Origin of the sequence: Bradyrhizobium sp. YR681 (assembly GCF_000282615.1) — a bacterium.
Lineage (GTDB): Bacteria > Pseudomonadota > Alphaproteobacteria > Rhizobiales > Xanthobacteraceae > Bradyrhizobium.
This window is the reverse complement of sequence record NZ_AKIY01000246.1, coordinates 13,055-31,639: the sequence shown is the minus strand read 5'-3', so window position 1 is coordinate 31,639 and position 18,585 is coordinate 13,055. Positions and strand designations below refer to the sequence as shown.

The following is an 18,585-nucleotide window of genomic DNA, read 5'->3' as shown; positions in this document are numbered from 1 at the left end:
CCGGCAGCCGGCCCTGCCACAGCTCGCTGCCGCTATGCGCATCGAACGCACGCAAATAGGCATCCATCGCGCCGGTGAAGACGAGCCCGCCTGCGGTGACTGCTAGTCCGTTGACGAGCGGCGTGCCCCAGGGCAGCGGCACGCCGAGCGGCGCCAGATCCTCGGTGGTGCCGACCCTCGAACGCCAGAGAATCTTGCCGGCCTTCAGATCGACCGCAACCATCTCGCCCCAGGGCGGCTTGTTGCAGGGGAAGCCGAGCGGCGACATCACCACGGCACGCGACATCGCGAACGGCGCGCCGCGCTGCCGGCCGAAATCATGCCCCGGCGGCGGATTGAATCCGGCCGCCTCCGCGCGCGGGATCAGCTTGATGAGATGAACGGCGCGGCTGGTGTTGGCATAGAGGATCTGATGGACCGGATCGAACGCAGCGCTGCCCCAGTTCACGCCACCGCCGGTGAAGGGAAACTCCAGCGTGCCCTGCACCGAAGGAGGTGTGAACAGGCCCTCGTTATGCGCCGCTGCGAATTGCCGTTCGCAGGACGAGCGGCGCAAGCCCGGCAGCAGCGAAAGCGCATCATCGGTCGAGATCGTCTGCGACGTCAGCGCCGGCACATGCGTTGGGAACGGCTGGGTCGGCGACAATGTCTCGCCCTCCGCGCCGCCTTGCGGCACCGCGCGTTCCTCGACCGGCCACACCGGCTTGCCGGTGTCGCGGTCGAGCACAAAGACAAAACCCTGCTTGGACGGCTGGATCACGACGTCGCGCTGGCCCTCGCCGGTGTCGAGACGCGTGAGCGTCGGCTGCGACGCCAAATCGTAGTCCCAGACATCGTGATGCACGGTCTGGAATGCCCAGACCAGTTCTCCGCTCTCGATGCGCAACGCGACCACCGAATTGGCGTGCTCGTTGTTGCCCGGCCGCTTGCCGCCCCAGAAGTCCGGCGACGGCGAGGTCGTCGGCAGGAAAACGAGCCCGCGCGTCTCGTCGACCGACATCGGCGCCCAGACATTGGTGTGACCGGCTTCGATGCCCTCGCGCTTGAGCGGCTCGAAGGTCCAGCGCGCCTCGCCGCTGCGCGCGTCGAACGCGCGCACCATGCCGCTCGGCGCATCGACGCGGCTGTTGTCGCCGATCGAGGAGCCGACCACGACGACGCCGCGGCCCACCGCCGGCGGCGAGGTGATCTGGAATTCACCGGGCCAATCCAGCTTCATGCCGATCTCGAGCCTGATCTCACCGCCCTTGCCGAAACCGGCACAGGGGATTCCCGTCTTCGCATCGAGCGCGATCAGGCGGACGTCGTTGGTGCCCATGAAGATGCGCGATCGGCAGGCGGCATTCACGGGCGCCTTGTCGTCGACCCAGTAAGTGACACCGCGGCAGACATAGCGATTGGCGGGACGCTGATTGGTCGCGATCTTCGGATCGTAGCGCCATTTCTGCGCGCCCGTGCCGGGATCGAGCGCGATCACCTCGTTGAAGGGGGAGCAGAAAATCAGGCTGTCTTCCACGAGGAGCGGCGTCGCCTGGAATTTGGTTCGCCGCATGACCTCGGGCGAGCGCGCGGTGAGATCGCCTGTGTGATATTCGAAGGCGCGAACGAGCTGGCCGACATTGTCGGGCGTGATCTCTCGCAATGGCGAGAAGCGGGAGCCGCCGGCATCTGCGCCCCAACTCTCCCAGGCGACGCATGGCCGTGCCGCAACCAACAGGAGCGCAACGAGCGCGCTCGCAATTCGCGGGCCGGTCTGCGGCCGCACTTTATTTTTGCTTCTTCGCGGGCTCGCTCGGACGGGCCCCGCTCCACGGATCGTACTTCTCCTTGGGCTCCGGAATGCGTTCGAGCGCCGCCTTGTAGGCCTTTTCGTCGACCTTGGGCGTGTTGTCGGCCTTCGGCGCGTTGCCCTGGCGCTTGCTGCCGGCGCCCATCTGGGCCTGCGCCAAGCCGCCCGCCAGCGCCAGCACCGCAGCCGCTATGATCAAAATCCTCATTGGTGCAATCCCCTTCATCCGGGATACAAACTAGCCTGCAATCCCGTAATAGCAAATGCCGCGGGTTCCGGACCTTCAGCAAATCTTGATCGGGGCGGACTTCGTCGGATCGCATTCGTACCTATCTGTCGGCCCGCAGGGGACCTTCACGGATGTTGCGGATCATTGCCCATGCGGCGCTGCTTGCCGCCGCGCTGACGCTCGGTGCCTGCGGCTTTGCTGACAGCCGCGCGCCGGTGCCCGAATTCATGCGCATGAAGGAAACCGAGCAGCCGCCGCCCGAGGCCCCGCCGGACGTCAAGCGCGTCGTGCGCGAGCAGATCGACGTCGTCTTCCTCAACACATCCTATCCGCGCGAGGTGCACGTCGCCTCGCCGCATCGCGAAGTGCGCGGGCCGGGCTGGACAGCTTGCGTCCGCGCGCAGCTCACCTCCGCAACCGGCTCTCCACTCGGCGCCCAAACCTACATCGTAACCATCTCAGGCGGAAAGGTCGTCGATCGCCGGCGGGCGGAAGCCGACGACATCTGCGGGACGGAGACTTACCAGCCGATCTAACCGTTTCACCATCCGCGAGATGACGTCGTCCGACACGTGTCGACCAGCGCCTTTGATAGTCCGCTTAGGTGCACGTGAAGTTCGCCCCAACGCAATCACCATGCCGCGCCGATTGATGGGCGCCACGGAGGGAACATTGCAGCACATCAGAGTTGGTTCCGGGAAAAAGCTGTAAATCGACCGGAACGATCCCTGCCTCCCCTTCTTGTTACCGTAGAGGGCAGTTTCGGAGGAGGACATGATGCGGACATTTACGATTGCACTGCTGGCTGGCGTCGGGGCCCTGGCTGCGGCGAGCGGCGCCAAGGCTGCGGATATCTATACGACCGGTGAATACGCTAACCCTGAACTCATTCAGGAAGTCCGGCTTGTCTGCGATGACGCCGGCAATTGCTACCGCACCCGCGGCGGCGCGCGCGTGATCGTGCGCGATTCCTACGCCACCATGCCGCGCGAGCGCTATTACGAGCGCCGCACTTATCGCGACTGGGACGATGGTCCCCGCGCCGGCGTCGGCATTCGTGCGCCCGGGGTGAGCGTCGGCGTCGGTGTTGGCGACCGCTGGTAACCGATGACGTCATGATCGACGGGACCGGACGCACACGCGGCCGGTCCCGTCGCCGTGCCTGAATGAGATCAGCGCGTCAGGCGATAACCGGTTGCTGCTGAAACTGCTCATAGGCCGCGATCGCATCCGCAGCATACATGAGCGATGGACCGCCACCCATGTAGATGGCCATCCCGAGCGTCTCCTCGATCTCCTCGCGCGTCGCGCCGAGCTTCACGAGGGCCTCTGTGTGGAAGCCGATGCAGCCGTCGCAACGCGCGGCGACGCCGAGCGAAAGCGCGATCAGCTCCTTGGTCTTCTTGTCCAGCGCGCCGTCGCGCGTGGCGGCCTGGGCGAGCGCGGCAAATCCCTTCATGGTGTCGGGAATGTCGTTCCGCAGCTTGCGCATGTTGGCGGAGATTTGCCTGGTGATCTCGGGGTAATTCTTGTCCATGACTGACTCTCTACGTGACTTCAGGTTTCGAGCGGGTCGACCGGCGTGACGTAGCGCGTCAGCGACGGTAGGTGAGCGATGAAGCGAGCGAGCATCATTCCGGCGCACATCGCCGAAACGAAGATGAAGGCCGAGGCCGAGCCGAATCCGAGCGCCGTCAGCGCCGGTCCCGGACAGAAGCCCGCCAGCCCCCAGCCGACTCCGAATATCGCGGGTCCCGCGATGATCCTCGGATCGATATCGTTCCGCGTCGGAAGATAGAATCGCTCGGCGAAGAAGGGGCGTGCGAGCTTCAGGACACGATTGAAGCCGACGAAAGTCACAGTCACGGCGCCCGCCATCACGAAGGCAAGGCTCGCATCCCACGTCCCTGCCGGAATACCGCCGATGTCGAGGAAGTTCAGAACTTTCGCCGGATCCGACATGCCGGAGACGATGAGGCCGAGACCGAAGACCAGGCCGATCGCGAATTGAACCAGGATTGCCATCGCCATCAGCTCCAGTGCCGCATCAAGAAGACAGTCGCCATGCCCGTGGCCATGAAGGTCATGGTCGCGACCAGCGAGCGCACCGAGAGCCGCGACAAACCACAGACACCGTGGCCCGAAGTGCAACCACTACCCCACACCGAACCGAAACCCGTCAGAAGGCCGCCGACGATCAAGACGGCAGGCCCCGCCGCGATCGTCTGCGCCGGCAGGCTTCCAACGATGAGCCGCACAAGCACGGGCGCGGCGATGAGACCGGCAACGAAGGCAAGACGCCCGGCGAATTCGCGATCCTCGTAAGGCGGAAACAGCCGCGCCGCGATGCCGCTGACGCCGGCGATGCGTCCAGTCGCCCACATCAGCAGAACGGCGGACACGCCGATCATCGCGCCGCCAACGAGGGAGGCGATCGGTGTAAACGATGTCGAGACCATGAGTCCCTCCGGATCGAGAGCGCCCTGCGGGCACCGAATACAGTTATTTCAGTTGTTTCTTATTTTCGAATATACTAATATATCGGGCAGTCATGAAGCGCAAGCCCCGGAATCAGGAATTGCTCGCTCTGGAGGAAAAGGCCGAAGAGGCCTCCCGCCTCCTCAACGCCATGGGCAATCCCAAGCGGCTGCTGGTTCTCTGCAACATGCTCGACGGCGAAAAGTCCGTCGGCGAACTCGCCGACATCGCAGGCCTGTCGTCGGCCGCGCTATCCCAGCATCTCGGAAAGATGCGCGCATTGAGCCTGATCAAACCCAGGCGGGATGGCCAGACCATATACTACAGCATCGCGAGCCCGGAGGTCCGATCGGTGCTGGAGACCTTGTACCGCCTCTTCTGCGCACCGGAATAGGGCTTCGCCGACGCAAACACGGGAAGCGCAGCATGGGCGACGACACCCTCATCGAGGGACCTCTCTACGAGAAGCGCAAGAAGGTCTATCCGCAATCCGTCCATGGCCCCTTTCGCCGCATCAAGTGGGCGATCCTCTGCGTCACGCTCGCGACCTACTATCTGCTCCCCTTCGTGCGATGGAACCGCGGGCCCAACCTGCCGGACCAGGCGGTGCTGATCGATTTTCCACATCGACGCTTCTACTTCTTCTTCGTCGAGCTGTGGCCGCAGGAGGTTTACTATTTCACCGGCCTGCTGATCATCGCTGCGATGACGCTTTTCCTGATGAATGCGGTCGCTGGCCGCCTGTGGTGCGGCTACATGTGCCCGCAGACGGTGTGGACCGACCTGTTCTACGCGGTCGAGCGCTGGGTCGAGGGCGATCGCCGCGAGCGCATGCAGGGCGACAAGCGCTACTGGACGTTCGATCACATCCGGAAGGTCGCGCTGAAGCACTTTCTCTGGATCATGATCGCGTGGTGGACCGGTGGCGCCTGGGTGCTGTACTTCGACGACGCGCCGACGCTGGTGAAGGAGCTCGCCACCTTCCAGGCGCCGTTCGTTTCCTATCTCTGGATCGGCATCCTCACCGCCACAACCTATGTCTTTGCCGGTCACGCCCGCGAGCAGATGTGCATCTACATGTGTCCGTGGCCGCGCATCCAGGCGGCGCTGACCGACGAATGGGCGCTCAACGTGACCTATCGCCGCGATCGCGGCGAGCCACGCATGTCGGTGAAGAAGGCGGATGCCGCCCGCGCGCACGGCAATGTCGCCGGTGACTGCGTCGATTGCCATCAGTGCATCAATGTCTGCCCGACCGGCGTCGACATCCGCAACGGCATCCAGCTCGGCTGCATCCAGTGCGGCCTGTGCATCGATGCCTGCAACAACGTGATGCGCGAGATCGGCCGGCCCGCCGGCCTGATCGGCTACGATACCGACATCAACATGCAACGCCGGCGGGAGGGCAAGCCGGCGATCTACCGCATCATCCGCCCGCGCACGCTGATCTATGTCGCAGCTATCATGATCGTCGGCAACATCATGCTCTATACGCTCGCCACCCGCGCAACGATGGACGTCAACGTCCTGCACGAGCGCAATCCCCTCTTCGTTCAACTTTCGGATGGCGGCGTACGCAACGACTACACCGTGCGCATCCTCAACAAGGGCGCACAGCGGTCGTTTGCGCTCGATGTCTCGGGTCTGCCCGGCGCGATCATTCGTATCGCCGGCATCGAGGCCAGCCCCGGCGCGAATCCCGTCATCGAGGTCGGGCAGGACCAGACCCGCGAGATCAGGCTGTCGGTGCAGGTCGGCGCCGCCGATCTGCCGAAGACCTCCCGCGACATCGACATCGCCATCACCGAAACGGCCAGCGGCAACCGAGCCAGTGCCCGCGATCATTTCGTCCCCGGCGATCAATAGCGTGCATTCCGGTCGTCTGCGGCTCGCATGCTCAATGAGACGTTAACAATACCATTCGAATTGAAGCGGCGCCCCAACGGTATTTTCCAATCTTTGCGCTAAGCATGGCCTTCTGAACGGGGAACGACGGGACGTGGTCGATATCGCGCACCAGGCTGCGGTCAATCCGGCATCGGCAAAGCCTGCCGAGGCTGCGCGCGCGCTCATCCCGCTCACCGCGATCGACCCCGGCCAATGGCGCGCGCTGGCGCAGCGCGCGATCGAGCCAAACGGATATTACCTGCCCGCCTGGGAGCTTGCCGTCAGCGCCACCGCGCGCGGCCGCACCTCAGCCTCGGCGCTTGCCGCATTCGACCGATCCTCGGCGCGGCTGATCGGGCTGATGCCGGTGATCTCGCTCTGGCACGCCCGAAATATCCCCCTGCCCGCGCTGGTCAGCGCGCATCCCTATGGCACGCTGTGCAGCCCCCTGATCGATCGCGATGCCCCGATCGAGGCGGTTGCGCACCTGCTGCAACAGGCACGCGACGCCGGCGCGCATGCGCTCGTCTTGAACGACGTCGCTCTCGACGGTGCGGCGATGAGTGCGCTCAAGCAGGTTCTTAGCCGCGACGGCTTGAAACCGCGCATCCTCTCCTCCTACATCCGCGCCAGCCTCGACGCGACCCAGGATGGCGAGACGCTGTTGCGCGATGCGCTCGGCACCAAAAAACTCAAGGAGTTGCGCCGCCAGCGCCATCGTCTTGCAGAGCACGGTCTCGTCACCTTCGACGTCGCGCGCAAGCCGGACGAGACCAGGACGGCGCTCGAAACGTTCCTGCAGCTCGAATCCAGCGGCTGGAAGGGCAAGCGCGGCACCGCGCTGATCCAGCATGCGGGCGATGCGACCTTCATCCGCCGCGCCGTGCCGGCTCTGGCAGAGACCGCGCAAGTCGAGGTCGTCACGCTGCGCGCCGGCGCGACGCCCATCGCTGCCGGCATCGTGCTGCGGCATCAGGACCGCGCCTTCTTCTTCAAGCTCGGCATCGACGAACGATTCGCAAAATATTCGCCGGGCGTGCAGCTCACGCTCGACCTGACCCGCCATCTCTGCGCCGATCCCGCCATTGCGAGTGCGGATTCAACGGCGAGTGCCGACCACCCCATGATCAATCCGATCTGGCGCGGCCGCTTGGCAATCGGTGACGTGCTGGTTCCGCTACGGCGGAACGATCCGGTCGTCACGCTCGTTCACGCAGCGCTGGCCGGCCTCAACGTCGCGCACGAGACGGCGCGACGCGTGGTCCGCCGCCTCCGCAAATAGGCGAAGCTACTCCGCCACCTGGGCGTTGATCTCCGCCGAGACCTCGCGGATGGCGCGCGCGAGCAGGTTCGGATCCTGCGCGCCGGAGACGGCGTATTTCTGCGCGAACACGTAGGTCGGCACGCCCGAGATGCCCTTCTCGGCGGCTTCCTGTGCATCGGCCGAAACGCGCGCGACGTCCTCGTCGGTGGCCAGGCGCTTGCGCACGTCGTCGGCATCGAGGCCGATATCGGCGGCCGCCTGCACCAGCACGTTCACGTCGGTGAGATCGCCGCCATCGCGGAAATACAGCTCCATCAGACGCTGCTTCATTTCCGGTGCCTTGCCGATCGCCTCCGCCCACAGGATCAGGCGGTGACAGTCGGTCGTGTTGGGCTGGCGCGCGACGAGCTCGGGCTTGTAGACGAGGCCCTCCTCGCCCGCGGCCGCGACGACACGCCCGGCAATGCCCTTGTAGGCTTCGACCGAACCGAATTTCTGGGTCAGATAGGCCTCGCGGCTGATGCCCTCGCGCGGCACCCAGGGATTGAGGAAGAAGGGACGGAAATTGAGCTTGACCGGCACGTCGGGCACGAGCGCCAGCGCGCTCTCGATCCGGTGCTTGCCGATATAGCACCAGGGGCACACCACGTCGGAGACGACGTCGATCTGGAGCGGTTTAAGCGTGCTCATGTCAGGCGCCTCCTTCGGGCGTTTCAAGGTTTGCCCAAAGATAAGCCGATCGCGGCGTGAGGCAAGAGCGCCGGGAGAAGGCCACTAGGCCATGGCCGCGGCCATCTGCTTCAGCCGCTCCGCGGTGCGCTCGTCGGCCGGAAAGAACGTCTCCAGCGCCAGCTCCGACAGCGTAATATCGACGGGCGTGCCGAACACCATGGTGGTGGAGAAGAAACTTAGTATCTCGCCGTCAAGGCGCAGCTTGAAGGGGATGGCGACGTTGTCGCTCGATAGCGGGGCCGAGCGCGCCGGAATGGGATAGCTCTTCAGATCGTTGTAGAGCTTGATCAGCTCGGGATCGGCCGTGGCCTCGCATTGCCGGTGCAGCCGCTCCAGCAGGTGCCCGCACCATTCCGCCAGATTGACGGTGCGCGGCGCCAGCGCCTCCGGATGGAAGGCGAGCCGCAGCACGTTGAAGGGCTGGCCGAGCAGCCGCTGCGGGATACCCTCGAGCAGCGGCGCCACCATGCGGTTGGCGGAGACCAGATTCCAGTGCCGGTCGTAGGCCAGCGCCGGGTTGGGCTCATGCGCTTTGAGAACAAGGTCGATCGCCTGGCGGGCTGATTTCAAGGCGGGATCCTCCAGCGGGCGCTGCGGAAATGCCGGCGCATAGCCGGCCGCGACCAGCAGCACGTTGCGTTCGCGCAGCGGCACATCGAGACGCTCGGCGAGCCTCAGCACCATGTCACGCGAGGGTGCGGCCCGGCCGGTCTCGACGAAGCTCAAGTGGCGCGCCGAGATCTCGGCCTCGCCCGCGAGATCGAGCTGGCTCATGCGGCGGCGTTGACGCCACTCGCGCAAATGATCGCCGATATGGATCGGCTGGCTGCGTTCGGCCTGGGCTGCGGCTGCATATGCGTTCATGGTCGAAACCTATCATGCGGATTTCGGCCCTTCCATTACCCCCGAGGTAATCGAATTGGGCCCGGTCCGCGCGCATCTTCGGTCGCAACAGGAGATGACCATGATCGCGCTGCTGCTCTACCGGACCGTCGCAGACCACGTGTTGCCCTGGGCCATGGCGTTCGCCACCCGGATGCTGGCGCGCGGCCTCAACATGCCGGAGCCACTGCTGCATTCGACCGGCGACTATGTGGTCGCGCAGGTCATCGCCTTCGAGCATGGCGTCGGCAGGACCCTCTGCCCGTTCCGCCTCGCCCGCCTGCTCCGCGCCCGGTGGCGCGGATGGCGCTGAGTTTCCCCCAAGCCCACCCCAACCATGGAGACCTCTAATGATCGACGCATCCACCTTTCTCCGCCGTGCCCTGCTTGCGGACGCCATCTTCAGCGGCGTCGCCGCCCTCGGCTTCACCTTCGGCGCCGGCGCGTTCGCGGCGCTGTTCAACCTGCCCGAAGCGCTGCTGCGCGAGACTGGCCTGTTCCTGATTGCTTATACCGCCTTGGTCGGATGGCTTGCCGTGCGCGCCGCCGTGCCGAAACCACTCGTGCTGCTGGTCGTGATCGGCAACGCGGCCTGGACGGTCGGCAGCATCGCGCTGCTGCTCTCTGGCGCAGTCTCGCCGAACATCGCCGGCGAGCTGATGATCGTGGCGCAGGCAATCGCCACCGGCGTGTTCGCCGAGTTGCAATTCCTGGGATTGCGGAAGAGCGGGACTGCAGTCGCAGCGTGACGTTCTCGTGGCTCCGTTCTACGGCGCGCTGCTGAACTGGACGATGCTTCGCAACGCCGGGGAAAGCGCTACGCTGCGTCCGGGCACTGCCAGAGAATGACAAGGCAGGCGCGCCATCCACACCGTCATTGCTTCGCTACTCTCGCAGCAATGACGGTGTTTACGGTAACGGCGTACAGTTTCGATGACACCCATCTATCGGTTTTCCCGGGGCGTTTCGCTCCCTGCCGGCGGCGCCTGGCAAACTTCATGGAACGCCGAGGAACCAAAGGTTCCCTTCCGTGTTGAGACACGGCATAGAGGGGGTCTCAGCCTGACGGGTTGAGCGATCGGGCTGCCCAAGGCAGCGAACTTCCAACCAATTCAGCAGGATGCGGACGGGCGCAGTAGCCGCCGAAGTGCCGCCCACTGTCAGCGGGTGGCCCCGATCACCCGTGATGAAGGAGAACAAGAATGGCTGCGCAGGCGGGAAGTGACGTTGCATCGCTCGTCTCCCGGAACGAGAAAACCATCCTTCCGGAATGGGTCGAATTTCAGAAGAAGGCCGGAATCCTTCATACCGGCCGCATCTCGGAAGGCGAACTGCAATCGCAATCCAGGAATTTCCTTCATTTGCTGCACGAGGCCCTGACGCAGGGCGGGACCGACACGTCCGGCTCTGCTTACGAGGCGGCCAAAGCGATGCTCGCCGAGCTGTCGCGCTCCCGCGCAATGCAGGGTTTCTCCCCCAGCGAAACCGCGACTTTCATCTTTTCGCTCAAGCAGCCATTGTTCAACGCGATCAACCGCGACGCCTCTCTCTCCGCTGACCAGAAAGCGTCGACGGTCTGGACATCGACCATGCTGCTCGACGAGCTTGGCCTGTTCACACTGGAGATATTCCAGAAGAGCCGCGAGGAAGTCATCGTTCGCCAACAGCGCGAGATTGCCGAGCTGTCGACCCCGGTCGTCAAGCTTTGGGAGGGCATTCTCGCCCTGCCCCTGATCGGCACGCTCGACAGCCAGCGCACGCAAGTGGTGATGGAAAACCTCCTCCAAACGATCGTGGACGACGAGGCCGAGATCGCCATCATCGACATTACCGGCGTGCCGACGGTCGATACCCTCACGGCGCAGCACCTCCTGAAGACGGTCGCCGCCGCGCGCCTGATGGGCGCCGATTGCCTGATCAGCGGCATCAGGCCGCAGATTGCCCAAACCATGGTGCATCTCGGCGTCGAGTTGAACGTGATCTCGAAGGCCTCGCTTGCGGACGCCTTCGCGGTCGCATTGCGGCAGACCGGGCGGACCATCGTCAAGGCGAAGCGGGTCGAAGGGTACACCTTCGCGGACAAGAAGAGCGGCGGGCAGGACGCCTGACGATGGACCGCATTCCTATTCTCAAGTTCGGCAACGCGCTCCTTGTCACCATTCAGGTCGACATGCACGACCAGCTGGCGACGGCGCTCGAAGAAGACCTCACGAGCAAGATCGTCTCGCACAATGCACGCGGCGTGCTGATCGATATTTCGGCACTCGACGTCGTCGACAGTTTCATCGGCCGGATGCTTGACAATATCGCCGCGGTCTCGCGCATTCTTGACGCCGACACCGTCGTCGTCGGAATGCGGCCCGCCGTCGCCATCACGCTGGTCGAGCTTGGCCTGTCGTTGACGGGGGTCAAGACCGCACTGAACGTCGAGCGCGGCATGGCCATGATCCACGACCGCCTCGCCGGGTCGGAGGCTGACGATGCCGACGACGAGGACTGAGCGTGTCGGGATCAAGGTTTCGGACGACGTGGTTCGGGTGAGGCAAATCACCCGCGCATTCGCACTTGAGGTCGGGCTGAGCCTGGTCGACCAAACCAAGATCGTCACGGCGTCCAGCGAGCTGGCGCGCAACACCCTCGACTACGGCGGGGGTGGAGAAGTCACCGCGGAGATCGTCGAGCAGGGCGGCCGCCGCGGCGTTCGGCTGACTTTCGACGACAAGGGGCCCGGCATTGCCGATATCGAGCAGGCCCTCAAGGACGGTTTCACATCCGGCAGGGGCATGGGTCTCGGCCTTGGCGGCGCAAAACGGCTGAGCAACGAATTTTCGATCGTATCGGAGCCAGGCTTAGGCACCAAAATCACCATCGCACGTTGGAAATGATGATGAAATCCGTCGGCGTCAACGATCAAAGCGGCGTCGCGGAGGCAAGGCGGGCAGCAACAGATCTCGCCCAGCGCGTAGGCTTCAACGAGACCGACAAGGGCAAGCTCGCGCTGGTCGCGACCGAACTTTCGACCAACCTCGTCAAGCACGGCTCCGGCGGGGAAATTCTCGTTGGTGTCTATGAGGACAATGAAAGCCAGGGCATTGAAATCCTCGCGCTCGACAAGGGCGCCGGCATGAGCAACGTCGCGGCATGTCTGGAGGACGGGTATTCCAGTGCGGGCACGGCAGGCCGTGGTCTCGGCGCCGTGATACGGCAATCGCACTTCGTCGAGATCGGCTCCTGGCCCGGGGTTGGAACAGCTGTGCTGGCGCGCATCGCGCCGGGGACTGCCTCTGCCATCACACCGCCGACCGCCCCCACCTGGGGCGGCGTATCCGTTGCCAAAGCTGGCCAGGACGTCTGCGGCGACGCCTTGAGCGTATCCGATGCGGGAAACGTCCGCACCCTCCTGGTGGTTGACGGATTGGGACACGGGCCGGAAGCCGCGGAAGCGGCGGTCGAGGCCGTGCGGCTGTTCCATCGCTACGCCGGGCACTCCGTCCCCAACCTGATCGACTACATTCACGGCGGCTTGCGCTCGACGCGCGGAGCAGCGGTCTCGATCGCGCGCTTCGATCCCGCCGCAAAGAACATCAACTTCGCCGGAATCGGCAACGTCGCCGGTGTCATCATCACCGCAGGTGACACCAAGCGGATGGTGTCGATGGCGGGAACCGCCGGTTTCAACACACGCAAGATCCGGGCTTTCGACTACCCGTTCACGCACGGCCTGATCGTCCTGCACTCGGACGGCCTGGCCTCGACCTGGATGGTGGACCGCTATCCCAACCTGGCAGCACTTCACCCGTCGCTGATCGCAGCGATTCTCTATCGCGATTTCACCCGGCATCGCGACGACGCGACCGTGCTCGTGGCCAAATGGTGAAGCTCATGCCGGCATCTCCCAAACTCTGGCCTATCGTGACCCTTCCGATCGAGAACGAGAGTGATGTCGTCACAGTCCGTCAGCGCGCCCTTCGCGTCGCGGACATGCTGGGCTTCGAACGGCAGGACCAGACCCGTATCGCCACCGCAGTCTCCGAACTCGCACGCAACGCCTACGGTTACGCCGGCGGTGGACGCGCGGAGTTCGCTCTGGACGCCGCAACGACGCCGCAGCGTTTCGCCGTTCGCATCTGCGACAACGGGCCGGGCATCGACAATCTCCAGCTCATTCTCGACGGACAGTACCGTTCGCCAAGCGGCATGGGTCTGGGCCTGATCGGCGCCCGCCGGCTGATGGACACGTTCAGCATCGATGCGACGCCCGGCAAGGGAACAACCGTCGAGGTCGGGCACCGGCTGCCGCCGCGCGTCGCACCATGGCCGCGCGCCAAGCTCACCGACATCGTCTCCAATTTGAGGAAGGACACCTCGTCCGATCCGCTTTCGGCTCTGCGGGAGCAGAATCGCGAGCTGATGCAGAACCTCGACGAGTTGCGACGACGCGAGGAGGAAAGCCAGCAACTGAACCAGGAGCTCGGCGACACCAACCGCGGCGTGGTGGCACTCTATGCCGAGCTCGACGGCCGCGCCGAGCAATTGCGGCAGGCCAGCGAGCTCAAGACGCGCTTCCTTTCGAACATGAGCCATGAATTCAGAACACCGCTGAATTCCGTGCTGGCGCTGTCGCGCCTGCTGCTCGACCGCATCGACGGTGACCTGACGCCGGAACAGGAGCGGCAGGTCGGTTATATCAGGCGGTCGGCCGAAAGCCTGCTCGATCTCGTGAACGACATGCTGGATCTCGCCAAGGTCGAAGCCGGCAAGGCCGAGATCAAGCCGGTGCGCTTCGCGGTCACCAGCCTGTTCGGCGCGCTGCGCGGTGCGCTGAAGCCGCTGCTGACCAGCACCGCCGTCGAGCTGCTGTTCGAGTCCCCGAAGGACCTGCAGCCCCTTTACACCGATGAGGCAAAGGTCGCGCAGATCCTGCGCAATCTGATCTCGAACGCGCTCAAGTTTACCGAAGAGGGTGAAGTGCGGGTGACGGCGCGCACCGGTGACAACGGCGCGAGCGTCATCTTCTCCGTCCGCGACACCGGGATCGGCGTCGCGCCGGAGCATCACGAACGCATTTTCGAGGAGTTCTCGCAGGTCGACACCAAGCTGCAGAGAAAGGTAAAGGGCACCGGCCTCGGCCTGCCGCTGTCGCGATCGCTGGCGCGACTGCTCGGCGGCGACCTCACGGTCGAGAGCGGCTCCGGCCTCGGCTCGGTCTTCTCCCTGAAGATTCCGGCTTCGCTCGGGGATCCTGACCGTGAGATGATCGCCCCGTCTGCCGGCGGCAGCAAGAGCGTGCTTCTGATCGACGACGACGAGACCTTCCGCTACGTCATGCGCCAGATCGTCGGCAATGAGACCCGCTATGAGTTCATCGAGGCTGACGGCGGCGAGGAAGGATTGCGGCTCGCGCGTGAGAAGAAGCCCGACGTCATCGTTCTCGACCTGCAGATGCCGGCGGTGGACGGATTCACCGTGCTGCAGCAGCTGGGCTCCGACGACCGCACCAACTGCATTCCCATCGTCGTATCGACGTCCATGACGATCGACGCCTCGCTGAGATCGCGGCTTCCCGAGCACGTGCGGCTGATCTCCAAGAACGCGATCTCCCGGGAGAGCGTGTCCTCGTTCCTGCGCGACGCCGTCCTGGGTGCCTCATGAGCGGCAACGAAAAGATCGTCATCCTGAACGTCGACGATCTCGAAGCGCAGCGCTACGTGAAGACACGCGACCTGCAAGCCGCCGGATTTGCAGTGATAGAAGCACAGACCGGTGCGGAAGCGTTGCGCCTGGTCGAGCAGCACAAGCCGCCCCTCGTGCTTCTCGACGTGCAGTTGCCCGACATCAGCGGCTTCGAGGTCTGCGCCTTCATCAAGCAGAAATGGCCGCAAGTGATGGTGCTGCAAACGTCGGCAACATTCACGACCACTGACGACCGCGTCCTTGGGCTCAACGCCGGTGCGGACTCCTACCTCGTGCAGCCGGCGGAGCCGCTCGAACTCGCCGCCGCGATCAATGCGCTGCTGCGTGTCCGCCGCACCGAAGATGCGTTGCGGTCGCTGAACGCGACGCTGGACAAGCAAGTCCAGGAACGCACCGAAGAACTCGAGCAGGCGAACCGGAAGTTACGCCAGGAGGTCGCACAGCGCCAAAAGGCCGAGTCGGAGCTGATGCAGGCCCAGAAGATGGAGGCCGTCGGCCAGTTGACGGGCGGACTTGCGCACGATTTCAACAATCTCCTGACCGCGGTCGTCGGCAATCTCGACCTGATCCGCGCCCGTACGACCGAGCCGCGCATCACGAGGCTTGCCGAGAACGCCTTCAAGGCCGCCGAGCGCGGCTCGAAGCTGACGGCGCAATTGCTGGCATTTTCACGGACCCAGAAGCTTGCGACCGAGTCCGTCGATCTCAACCGCCTGATCCTGGACGCATCCGAGCTGCTCAACCAGTCGCTCGGCGCCAACATCGCCATCAAGACCGTCCTGGATGCGAGCGCACCGTTCGTGGTCGCTGACCACAACCAGCTCGAAGTCAGCCTGCTCAATCTCGCGATCAACGCGAGAGACGCGATGCCGGAGGGTGGCACGCTAACAATCACCACGGCCTGCAACGACCCGGACGATCACAGGGTCATGCTGTCCGTGACGGACACCGGGACGGGGATGCCGCCGGACGTCATCGCTCGCGCGTTCGATCCGTTCTTCACGACCAAACCGCCCGGCAAGGGAACGGGCCTCGGGCTCTCCCAAGTGTACGGTCTGCTAAGGCAAATGGGAGGCGATGTCGATATCAGGAGCGAGGTCGGCAAGGGCACCTCGGTCCAGATGTCGCTTCGCCGGGCGTCCATCGCCGCGGACCCGGCCATCGAGGCGCAGGGAGCGGCGGAAAGCGGACATGCAGAACGGATTCTGGTCGTGGATGACGATCACGATGTCCGCGCTCTCATGACCAGCTTCCTGTCCGAAATCGGATACGTCGTGCACGAGGCAGACCACGGCAATGCGGCTCTCGCCATGCAGACGACGGTGAACCCGCAATTGATGATCATCGACTTTTCGATGCCGGGCACCAATGGCGCCGAGGTCGTCAAGGCGGCCCGGATCGTGCAACCCTTGTTGCCCGTCCTTTTCGTCAGCGGCTATGCCGATTCCGCGGCGCTTGAAGCGGCGATGGGCTCCGCCCCGTTCCTGCGCAAGCCGTTTCGACCCGCCGAGCTTGCTTCGGCCGTTCGGACCGCTCTGGATGCGGGTAGCTCCAGCAAGCCCTGAACAACAACGCACGGACCGATGGAGAGCCGGGTCTTCGCCCGACGGGAGGCTAAGCCCTTGCCCGGCCGACCTTGCCGGCGAAGTGCTTGCCGTTCAGCTTCTTCTTTTTCACCGCCCCGCCCTTGGCGCCCGCCTTCTTGGTGGCCCTGGCTTCCGCGCGCGCCTTCACCTTGGCACGTTCGGCCCGCGCCTCGGCACGCAGCTTCTTGCGCTTCTTCTCGCAAGACTCGCATTTGCAGCCGATCGGCTTCAGATAGGCTTTGAAATAGTCGGTTCCGTAATCGTAATTGATCTCGTCGCCCGGCTCGATGTTCCTGATGGCGCGAATGAAGACCTTGCGCTCGCGCGGGCGGACATCGGACTCGGCGTTGGGCCGGCAGGAATGGTTGATATAGCGCGCGAGGTTCTTGCGCACCGAGCCATCGATGGTCCAGCGGCCGTTGAGCTCGAACAGATACTTGTTCTCGATTGCATCATGCGCGGGGATCTTGGAGTCCAGGATCGGTCCGAAATAACGGATGATCCGGGTCCCCTTCTTGATCGGCATGGTGGCGAAGAGGCCAAGTCCGGTCTTGGAACGACCGACACGATAGGATTTGCTGGATGCGATGGCTGGCATGATCGAGAGAAATGAGGACGCGAACGAGGCCCGATGCCCCAAGCGAAGCCGCTCTTCTAGAACGATTCCGCGCCGCTGTCAGGTCTATCCCCGCATTGTTTGAACCTTGCCCACAATGAAGACGTCTGATGGTACGGAGTTCCCGCAACGTCAAGGCGTCATGATGAACCATATGACCCGCATCGGCCCGATTGTCCTGATGACTTGCATCGGCTTGGGCAGCGCGAACGCCCAATCCATGGGCAGCAGCTACACCTCGACAGCGCCGAAGGACTGCCGTCAGATCGGCAAGCCCAGCGAGCTCGACGGCAGCACCACGCGAATCTGCCCGGGCAAGAACGGCCTGATGGTGCTGATTGCCGAGGACGATCTGCGCGAGATCGTCTCGGCCGGCCGCAATCGCAAGGAAGCAGCCGAGGAGCCTGCGGCAAAAGTCTGGTTCGCCCCGTTCAATTCCTCCGAGACCACTGTCGAATGGCGTGCCGCCGGCACGAAGCCGTTCGCGATGATCCAGCGTTGGCACATCGCCGATGGCACCGATCGCGACAAGCAGGGACGGCCGAACACCAAGGCCATGCTGGTCGTGACGCGGCTGCCGCCGGGACCGGTCTGCCATGTCGCCTATGTCGATGCGATAGCCAATCCAAACGCCAACGAGCTCGCGCGCAAGGCCGCGGATGATTTCGCCCGCGGCTTCACCTGCGGCAAGGACGAGGTGAAGATCATCGGCACGAGCGGCCGCGCGGTTGAGCTTGCGATTATGCGCTAGGACTGCGCTTTCGTACGCCTATAGCGCGACAGCAAACGCTCGCCCTTGGCTGCGATGCGCCGTGCTGCCGCGACCGTCTTCGGTACAGGTTCACCCCAGGCATGCGCCGAGAGCGCATGCCTGGTCGGCCGCCCCTTTGCGTCAACGAGCGGTGGCAGCTTCGCCCGGCCATAGAAGCGCACGGCCCAGCTTCCTTTCCGGCGCATCTCTTGCGGAGTCATCTCGGACTGGCGTTTGGTGACGCCAGGTTTCAGATTCGCGCCCTGCTTGCGTGCGAAGGCCTTGCGGCCCGCCGCAGTCAGGCCGCCGCGCGGATCCCTTTCTCTTGCCGAGGCGCTTCGCTCGCGAGAGGCCTTTGCAGTCTTCTTGACCGTTGTCTTCGCGGCCTTGCGCTTGCGCGTCTTCGTTGGGTTTTTCCTGGTTGGTTTTTTCTTTGCTGAAGTTTTCTTGGAAGATCTCGCCTTGCCAGTCTTCTTCGCTGCCATGCGCATGTTGTCCACGAGATTGGGATAGCGGCGCCCTGCGCGGCGCGCGCGTGCCTTCGCGGCCGATTTTTGCCCAGGCGTGAGGTGTTTTGACGCCTTGCCTGCGCGTTTGCGCGGGTTGGCCCGCTTCCAGGGTGCTCTTGCCATGCGGCGTCAACGTTTGACCATGGCAAGGGTTGCGTTCACGCCTAG

General features: G+C 64.2%; 23 protein-coding genes. 14 read left to right on the top strand and 9 right to left on the bottom strand.

Going from position 1 to position 18,585, the window contains the following annotated elements; all coding sequences use genetic code 11:
- A partial coding sequence (locus PMI42_RS26445) for a pyrroloquinoline quinone-dependent dehydrogenase (protein ID WP_008139800.1) occupies positions 1–1,765 on the bottom strand: 1,765 nt, incomplete at its 3' end.
- A 1-nt stretch (position 1,766) separates the two neighbouring features.
- Complete coding sequence (locus PMI42_RS26440; protein ID WP_008139798.1) at positions 1,767–1,997, bottom strand: hypothetical protein; 231 nt, start codon at positions 1,995–1,997, stop codon at positions 1,767–1,769.
- Between the two features lie 152 nt (positions 1,998–2,149).
- Between PMI42_RS26440 and PMI42_RS26435 the strand changes: the two genes are divergently transcribed.
- Positions 2,150–2,554 (top strand): hypothetical protein, encoded by a 405-nt coding sequence (locus PMI42_RS26435; RefSeq protein WP_008139796.1) that lies wholly within the window; start codon positions 2,150–2,152, stop codon positions 2,552–2,554.
- 238 nt (positions 2,555–2,792) lie between these two features.
- The gene (locus PMI42_RS26430; RefSeq protein WP_008139795.1) at positions 2,793–3,122 is read left to right on the top strand and encodes a hypothetical protein; all 330 of its coding nucleotides are present in this window, start codon (positions 2,793–2,795) and stop codon (positions 3,120–3,122) included.
- 76 nt (positions 3,123–3,198) lie between these two features.
- On the opposite strand, the gene PMI42_RS26425 is transcribed toward PMI42_RS26430, so the two are convergent.
- From PMI42_RS26425 to PMI42_RS26415, 3 genes are read right to left on the bottom strand one after another with little or no spacing between them, the layout of a single operon-like run.
- Positions 3,199–3,555: a carboxymuconolactone decarboxylase family protein gene (locus tag PMI42_RS26425; protein WP_008139793.1), complete on the bottom strand. Its 357-nt coding sequence runs from the start codon at positions 3,553–3,555 to the stop codon at positions 3,199–3,201.
- A gap of 20 nt (positions 3,556–3,575) precedes the next feature.
- Positions 3,576–4,043 carry a DUF6691 family protein gene (locus tag PMI42_RS26420; protein ID WP_008139791.1) on the bottom strand — a complete coding sequence of 156 codons (468 nt, stop codon included), beginning with the start codon at positions 4,041–4,043 and terminating at the stop codon, positions 3,576–3,578.
- 5 nt (positions 4,044–4,048) lie between these two features.
- Complete coding sequence (locus PMI42_RS26415) at positions 4,049–4,477, bottom strand: YeeE/YedE family protein (protein ID WP_008139789.1); 429 nt, start codon at positions 4,475–4,477, stop codon at positions 4,049–4,051.
- A gap of 92 nt (positions 4,478–4,569) precedes the next feature.
- Here PMI42_RS26415 and PMI42_RS26410 point away from each other — a divergent pair, with 92 nt between their 5' ends.
- The 3 genes from PMI42_RS26410 (at position 4,570) to PMI42_RS26400 (ending at position 7,665) form a co-directional block, all read left to right on the top strand.
- Entirely contained in the window at positions 4,570–4,890 is a 321-nt protein-coding gene (locus PMI42_RS26410) for an ArsR/SmtB family transcription factor (RefSeq protein WP_008139788.1), read from the top strand.
- Between the two features lie 32 nt (positions 4,891–4,922).
- The gene (ccoG, locus tag PMI42_RS26405; RefSeq protein ID WP_008139786.1) at positions 4,923–6,362 is read left to right on the top strand and encodes a cytochrome c oxidase accessory protein CcoG; all 1,440 of its coding nucleotides are present in this window, start codon (positions 4,923–4,925) and stop codon (positions 6,360–6,362) included.
- 133 nt (positions 6,363–6,495) lie between these two features.
- The gene (locus PMI42_RS26400) at positions 6,496–7,665 is read left to right on the top strand and encodes a GNAT family N-acetyltransferase (protein WP_008139784.1); all 1,170 of its coding nucleotides are present in this window, start codon (positions 6,496–6,498) and stop codon (positions 7,663–7,665) included.
- Between the two features lie 6 nt (positions 7,666–7,671).
- On the opposite strand, the gene PMI42_RS26395 is transcribed toward PMI42_RS26400, so the two are convergent.
- Together PMI42_RS26395 and PMI42_RS26390 are read right to left on the bottom strand one after the other, a co-directional pair.
- Positions 7,672–8,337 (bottom strand): DsbA family oxidoreductase, encoded by a 666-nt coding sequence (locus PMI42_RS26395; protein WP_008139781.1) that lies wholly within the window; start codon positions 8,335–8,337, stop codon positions 7,672–7,674.
- An 84-nt stretch (positions 8,338–8,421) separates the two neighbouring features.
- Positions 8,422–9,243 (bottom strand): helix-turn-helix domain-containing protein, encoded by an 822-nt coding sequence (locus tag PMI42_RS26390; protein WP_008139779.1) that lies wholly within the window; start codon positions 9,241–9,243, stop codon positions 8,422–8,424.
- Positions 9,244–9,343: 100 nt separating this feature from the next.
- Here PMI42_RS26390 and PMI42_RS26385 point away from each other — a divergent pair, with 100 nt between their 5' ends.
- The 8 genes from PMI42_RS26385 to PMI42_RS26350 all read left to right on the top strand — a co-directional run bounded on the left by PMI42_RS26385 (position 9,344) and on the right by PMI42_RS26350 (position 16,520).
- Positions 9,344–9,574: a hypothetical protein gene (locus PMI42_RS26385; protein WP_008139778.1), complete on the top strand. Its 231-nt coding sequence runs from the start codon at positions 9,344–9,346 to the stop codon at positions 9,572–9,574.
- 37 nt (positions 9,575–9,611) lie between these two features.
- Positions 9,612–10,010: a hypothetical protein gene (locus PMI42_RS26380; RefSeq protein ID WP_008139776.1), complete on the top strand. Its 399-nt coding sequence runs from the start codon at positions 9,612–9,614 to the stop codon at positions 10,008–10,010.
- 453 nt (positions 10,011–10,463) lie between these two features.
- A complete protein-coding gene (locus PMI42_RS26375; RefSeq protein WP_008139774.1) occupies positions 10,464–11,369 on the top strand; it encodes an STAS domain-containing protein in 906 nt (301 codons plus the stop codon).
- Between the two features lie 2 nt (positions 11,370–11,371).
- Positions 11,372–11,761 carry an STAS domain-containing protein gene (locus tag PMI42_RS26370; protein ID WP_008139773.1) on the top strand — a complete coding sequence of 130 codons (390 nt, stop codon included), beginning with the start codon at positions 11,372–11,374 and terminating at the stop codon, positions 11,759–11,761.
- Complete coding sequence (locus tag PMI42_RS26365) at positions 11,742–12,146, top strand: anti-sigma regulatory factor (protein ID WP_008139772.1); 405 nt, start codon at positions 11,742–11,744, stop codon at positions 12,144–12,146. The genes PMI42_RS26370 and PMI42_RS26365 overlap by 20 nt, the downstream gene beginning before the upstream one ends.
- 2 nt (positions 12,147–12,148) lie before the next feature.
- A complete protein-coding gene (locus tag PMI42_RS26360; protein WP_008139770.1) occupies positions 12,149–13,138 on the top strand; it encodes an ATP-binding SpoIIE family protein phosphatase in 990 nt (329 codons plus the stop codon).
- Between the two features lie 5 nt (positions 13,139–13,143).
- Positions 13,144–14,913 carry an ATP-binding protein gene (locus PMI42_RS26355; protein ID WP_240535286.1) on the top strand — a complete coding sequence of 590 codons (1,770 nt, stop codon included), beginning with the start codon at positions 13,144–13,146 and terminating at the stop codon, positions 14,911–14,913.
- Positions 14,910–16,520 carry a response regulator gene (locus PMI42_RS26350; protein ID WP_008139766.1) on the top strand — a complete coding sequence of 537 codons (1,611 nt, stop codon included), beginning with the start codon at positions 14,910–14,912 and terminating at the stop codon, positions 16,518–16,520. Before PMI42_RS26355 ends, PMI42_RS26350 begins: the two co-directional genes overlap by 4 nt.
- Before the next feature lie 49 nt (positions 16,521–16,569).
- On the opposite strand, the gene PMI42_RS26345 is transcribed toward PMI42_RS26350, so the two are convergent.
- Positions 16,570–17,139, bottom strand: a complete 570-nt coding sequence (locus PMI42_RS26345) for an SET domain-containing protein (protein WP_035966688.1) — start codon at positions 17,137–17,139, stop codon at positions 16,570–16,572.
- 163 nt (positions 17,140–17,302) lie between these two features.
- Between PMI42_RS26345 and PMI42_RS26340 the strand changes: the two genes are divergently transcribed.
- The gene (locus tag PMI42_RS26340) at positions 17,303–17,908 is read left to right on the top strand and encodes a hypothetical protein (protein ID WP_008139761.1); all 606 of its coding nucleotides are present in this window, start codon (positions 17,303–17,305) and stop codon (positions 17,906–17,908) included.
- On the opposite strand, the gene PMI42_RS26335 is transcribed toward PMI42_RS26340, so the two are convergent.
- On the bottom strand, positions 17,905–18,540 hold the full coding sequence (locus PMI42_RS26335) for a DUF6321 domain-containing protein (protein WP_008139759.1): 636 nt from the start codon (positions 18,538–18,540) through the stop codon (positions 17,905–17,907). The genes PMI42_RS26340 and PMI42_RS26335 overlap by 4 nt on opposite strands.
- Positions 18,541–18,585: the final 45 nt, after the last annotated feature.

Bases quoted from the DNA above. Each gene is read 5' to 3' on its own strand.
- PMI42_RS26365 (WP_008139772.1), top strand. From the start codon at position 11,742: ATGCCGACGACGAGGACTGAGCGTGTCGGGATCAAGGTTTCGGACGAC.
- PMI42_RS26345 (WP_035966688.1), bottom strand. From the start codon at position 17,139: ATGCCAGCCATCGCATCCAGCAAATCCTATCGTGTCGGTCGTTCCAAG.
- PMI42_RS26435 (WP_008139796.1), top strand. From the start codon at position 2,150: ATGTTGCGGATCATTGCCCATGCGGCGCTGCTTGCCGCCGCGCTGACG.
- PMI42_RS26415 (WP_008139789.1), bottom strand. From the start codon at position 4,477: ATGGTCTCGACATCGTTTACACCGATCGCCTCCCTCGTTGGCGGCGCG.
- PMI42_RS26440 (WP_008139798.1), bottom strand. From the start codon at position 1,997: ATGAGGATTTTGATCATAGCGGCTGCGGTGCTGGCGCTGGCGGGCGGC.
- PMI42_RS26340 (WP_008139761.1), top strand. From the start codon at position 17,303: ATGAACCATATGACCCGCATCGGCCCGATTGTCCTGATGACTTGCATC.
- PMI42_RS26425 (WP_008139793.1), bottom strand. From the start codon at position 3,555: ATGGACAAGAATTACCCCGAGATCACCAGGCAAATCTCCGCCAACATG.
- PMI42_RS26350 (WP_008139766.1), top strand. From the start codon at position 14,910: ATGAGCGGCAACGAAAAGATCGTCATCCTGAACGTCGACGATCTCGAA.
- PMI42_RS26395 (WP_008139781.1), bottom strand. From the start codon at position 8,337: ATGAGCACGCTTAAACCGCTCCAGATCGACGTCGTCTCCGACGTGGTG.
- PMI42_RS26420 (WP_008139791.1), bottom strand. From the start codon at position 4,043: ATGGCAATCCTGGTTCAATTCGCGATCGGCCTGGTCTTCGGTCTCGGC.
- PMI42_RS26390 (WP_008139779.1), bottom strand. From the start codon at position 9,243: ATGAACGCATATGCAGCCGCAGCCCAGGCCGAACGCAGCCAGCCGATC.
- PMI42_RS26410 (WP_008139788.1), top strand. From the start codon at position 4,570: ATGAAGCGCAAGCCCCGGAATCAGGAATTGCTCGCTCTGGAGGAAAAG.
- PMI42_RS26355 (WP_240535286.1), top strand. From the start codon at position 13,144: ATGCCGGCATCTCCCAAACTCTGGCCTATCGTGACCCTTCCGATCGAG.
- PMI42_RS26375 (WP_008139774.1), top strand. From the start codon at position 10,464: ATGGCTGCGCAGGCGGGAAGTGACGTTGCATCGCTCGTCTCCCGGAAC.
- ccoG (WP_008139786.1), top strand. From the start codon at position 4,923: ATGGGCGACGACACCCTCATCGAGGGACCTCTCTACGAGAAGCGCAAG.
- PMI42_RS26385 (WP_008139778.1), top strand. From the start codon at position 9,344: ATGATCGCGCTGCTGCTCTACCGGACCGTCGCAGACCACGTGTTGCCC.
- PMI42_RS26360 (WP_008139770.1), top strand. From the start codon at position 12,149: ATGAAATCCGTCGGCGTCAACGATCAAAGCGGCGTCGCGGAGGCAAGG.
- PMI42_RS26380 (WP_008139776.1), top strand. From the start codon at position 9,612: ATGATCGACGCATCCACCTTTCTCCGCCGTGCCCTGCTTGCGGACGCC.
- PMI42_RS26430 (WP_008139795.1), top strand. From the start codon at position 2,793: ATGATGCGGACATTTACGATTGCACTGCTGGCTGGCGTCGGGGCCCTG.
- PMI42_RS26335 (WP_008139759.1), bottom strand. From the start codon at position 18,540: ATGGCAAGAGCACCCTGGAAGCGGGCCAACCCGCGCAAACGCGCAGGC.
- PMI42_RS26370 (WP_008139773.1), top strand. From the start codon at position 11,372: ATGGACCGCATTCCTATTCTCAAGTTCGGCAACGCGCTCCTTGTCACC.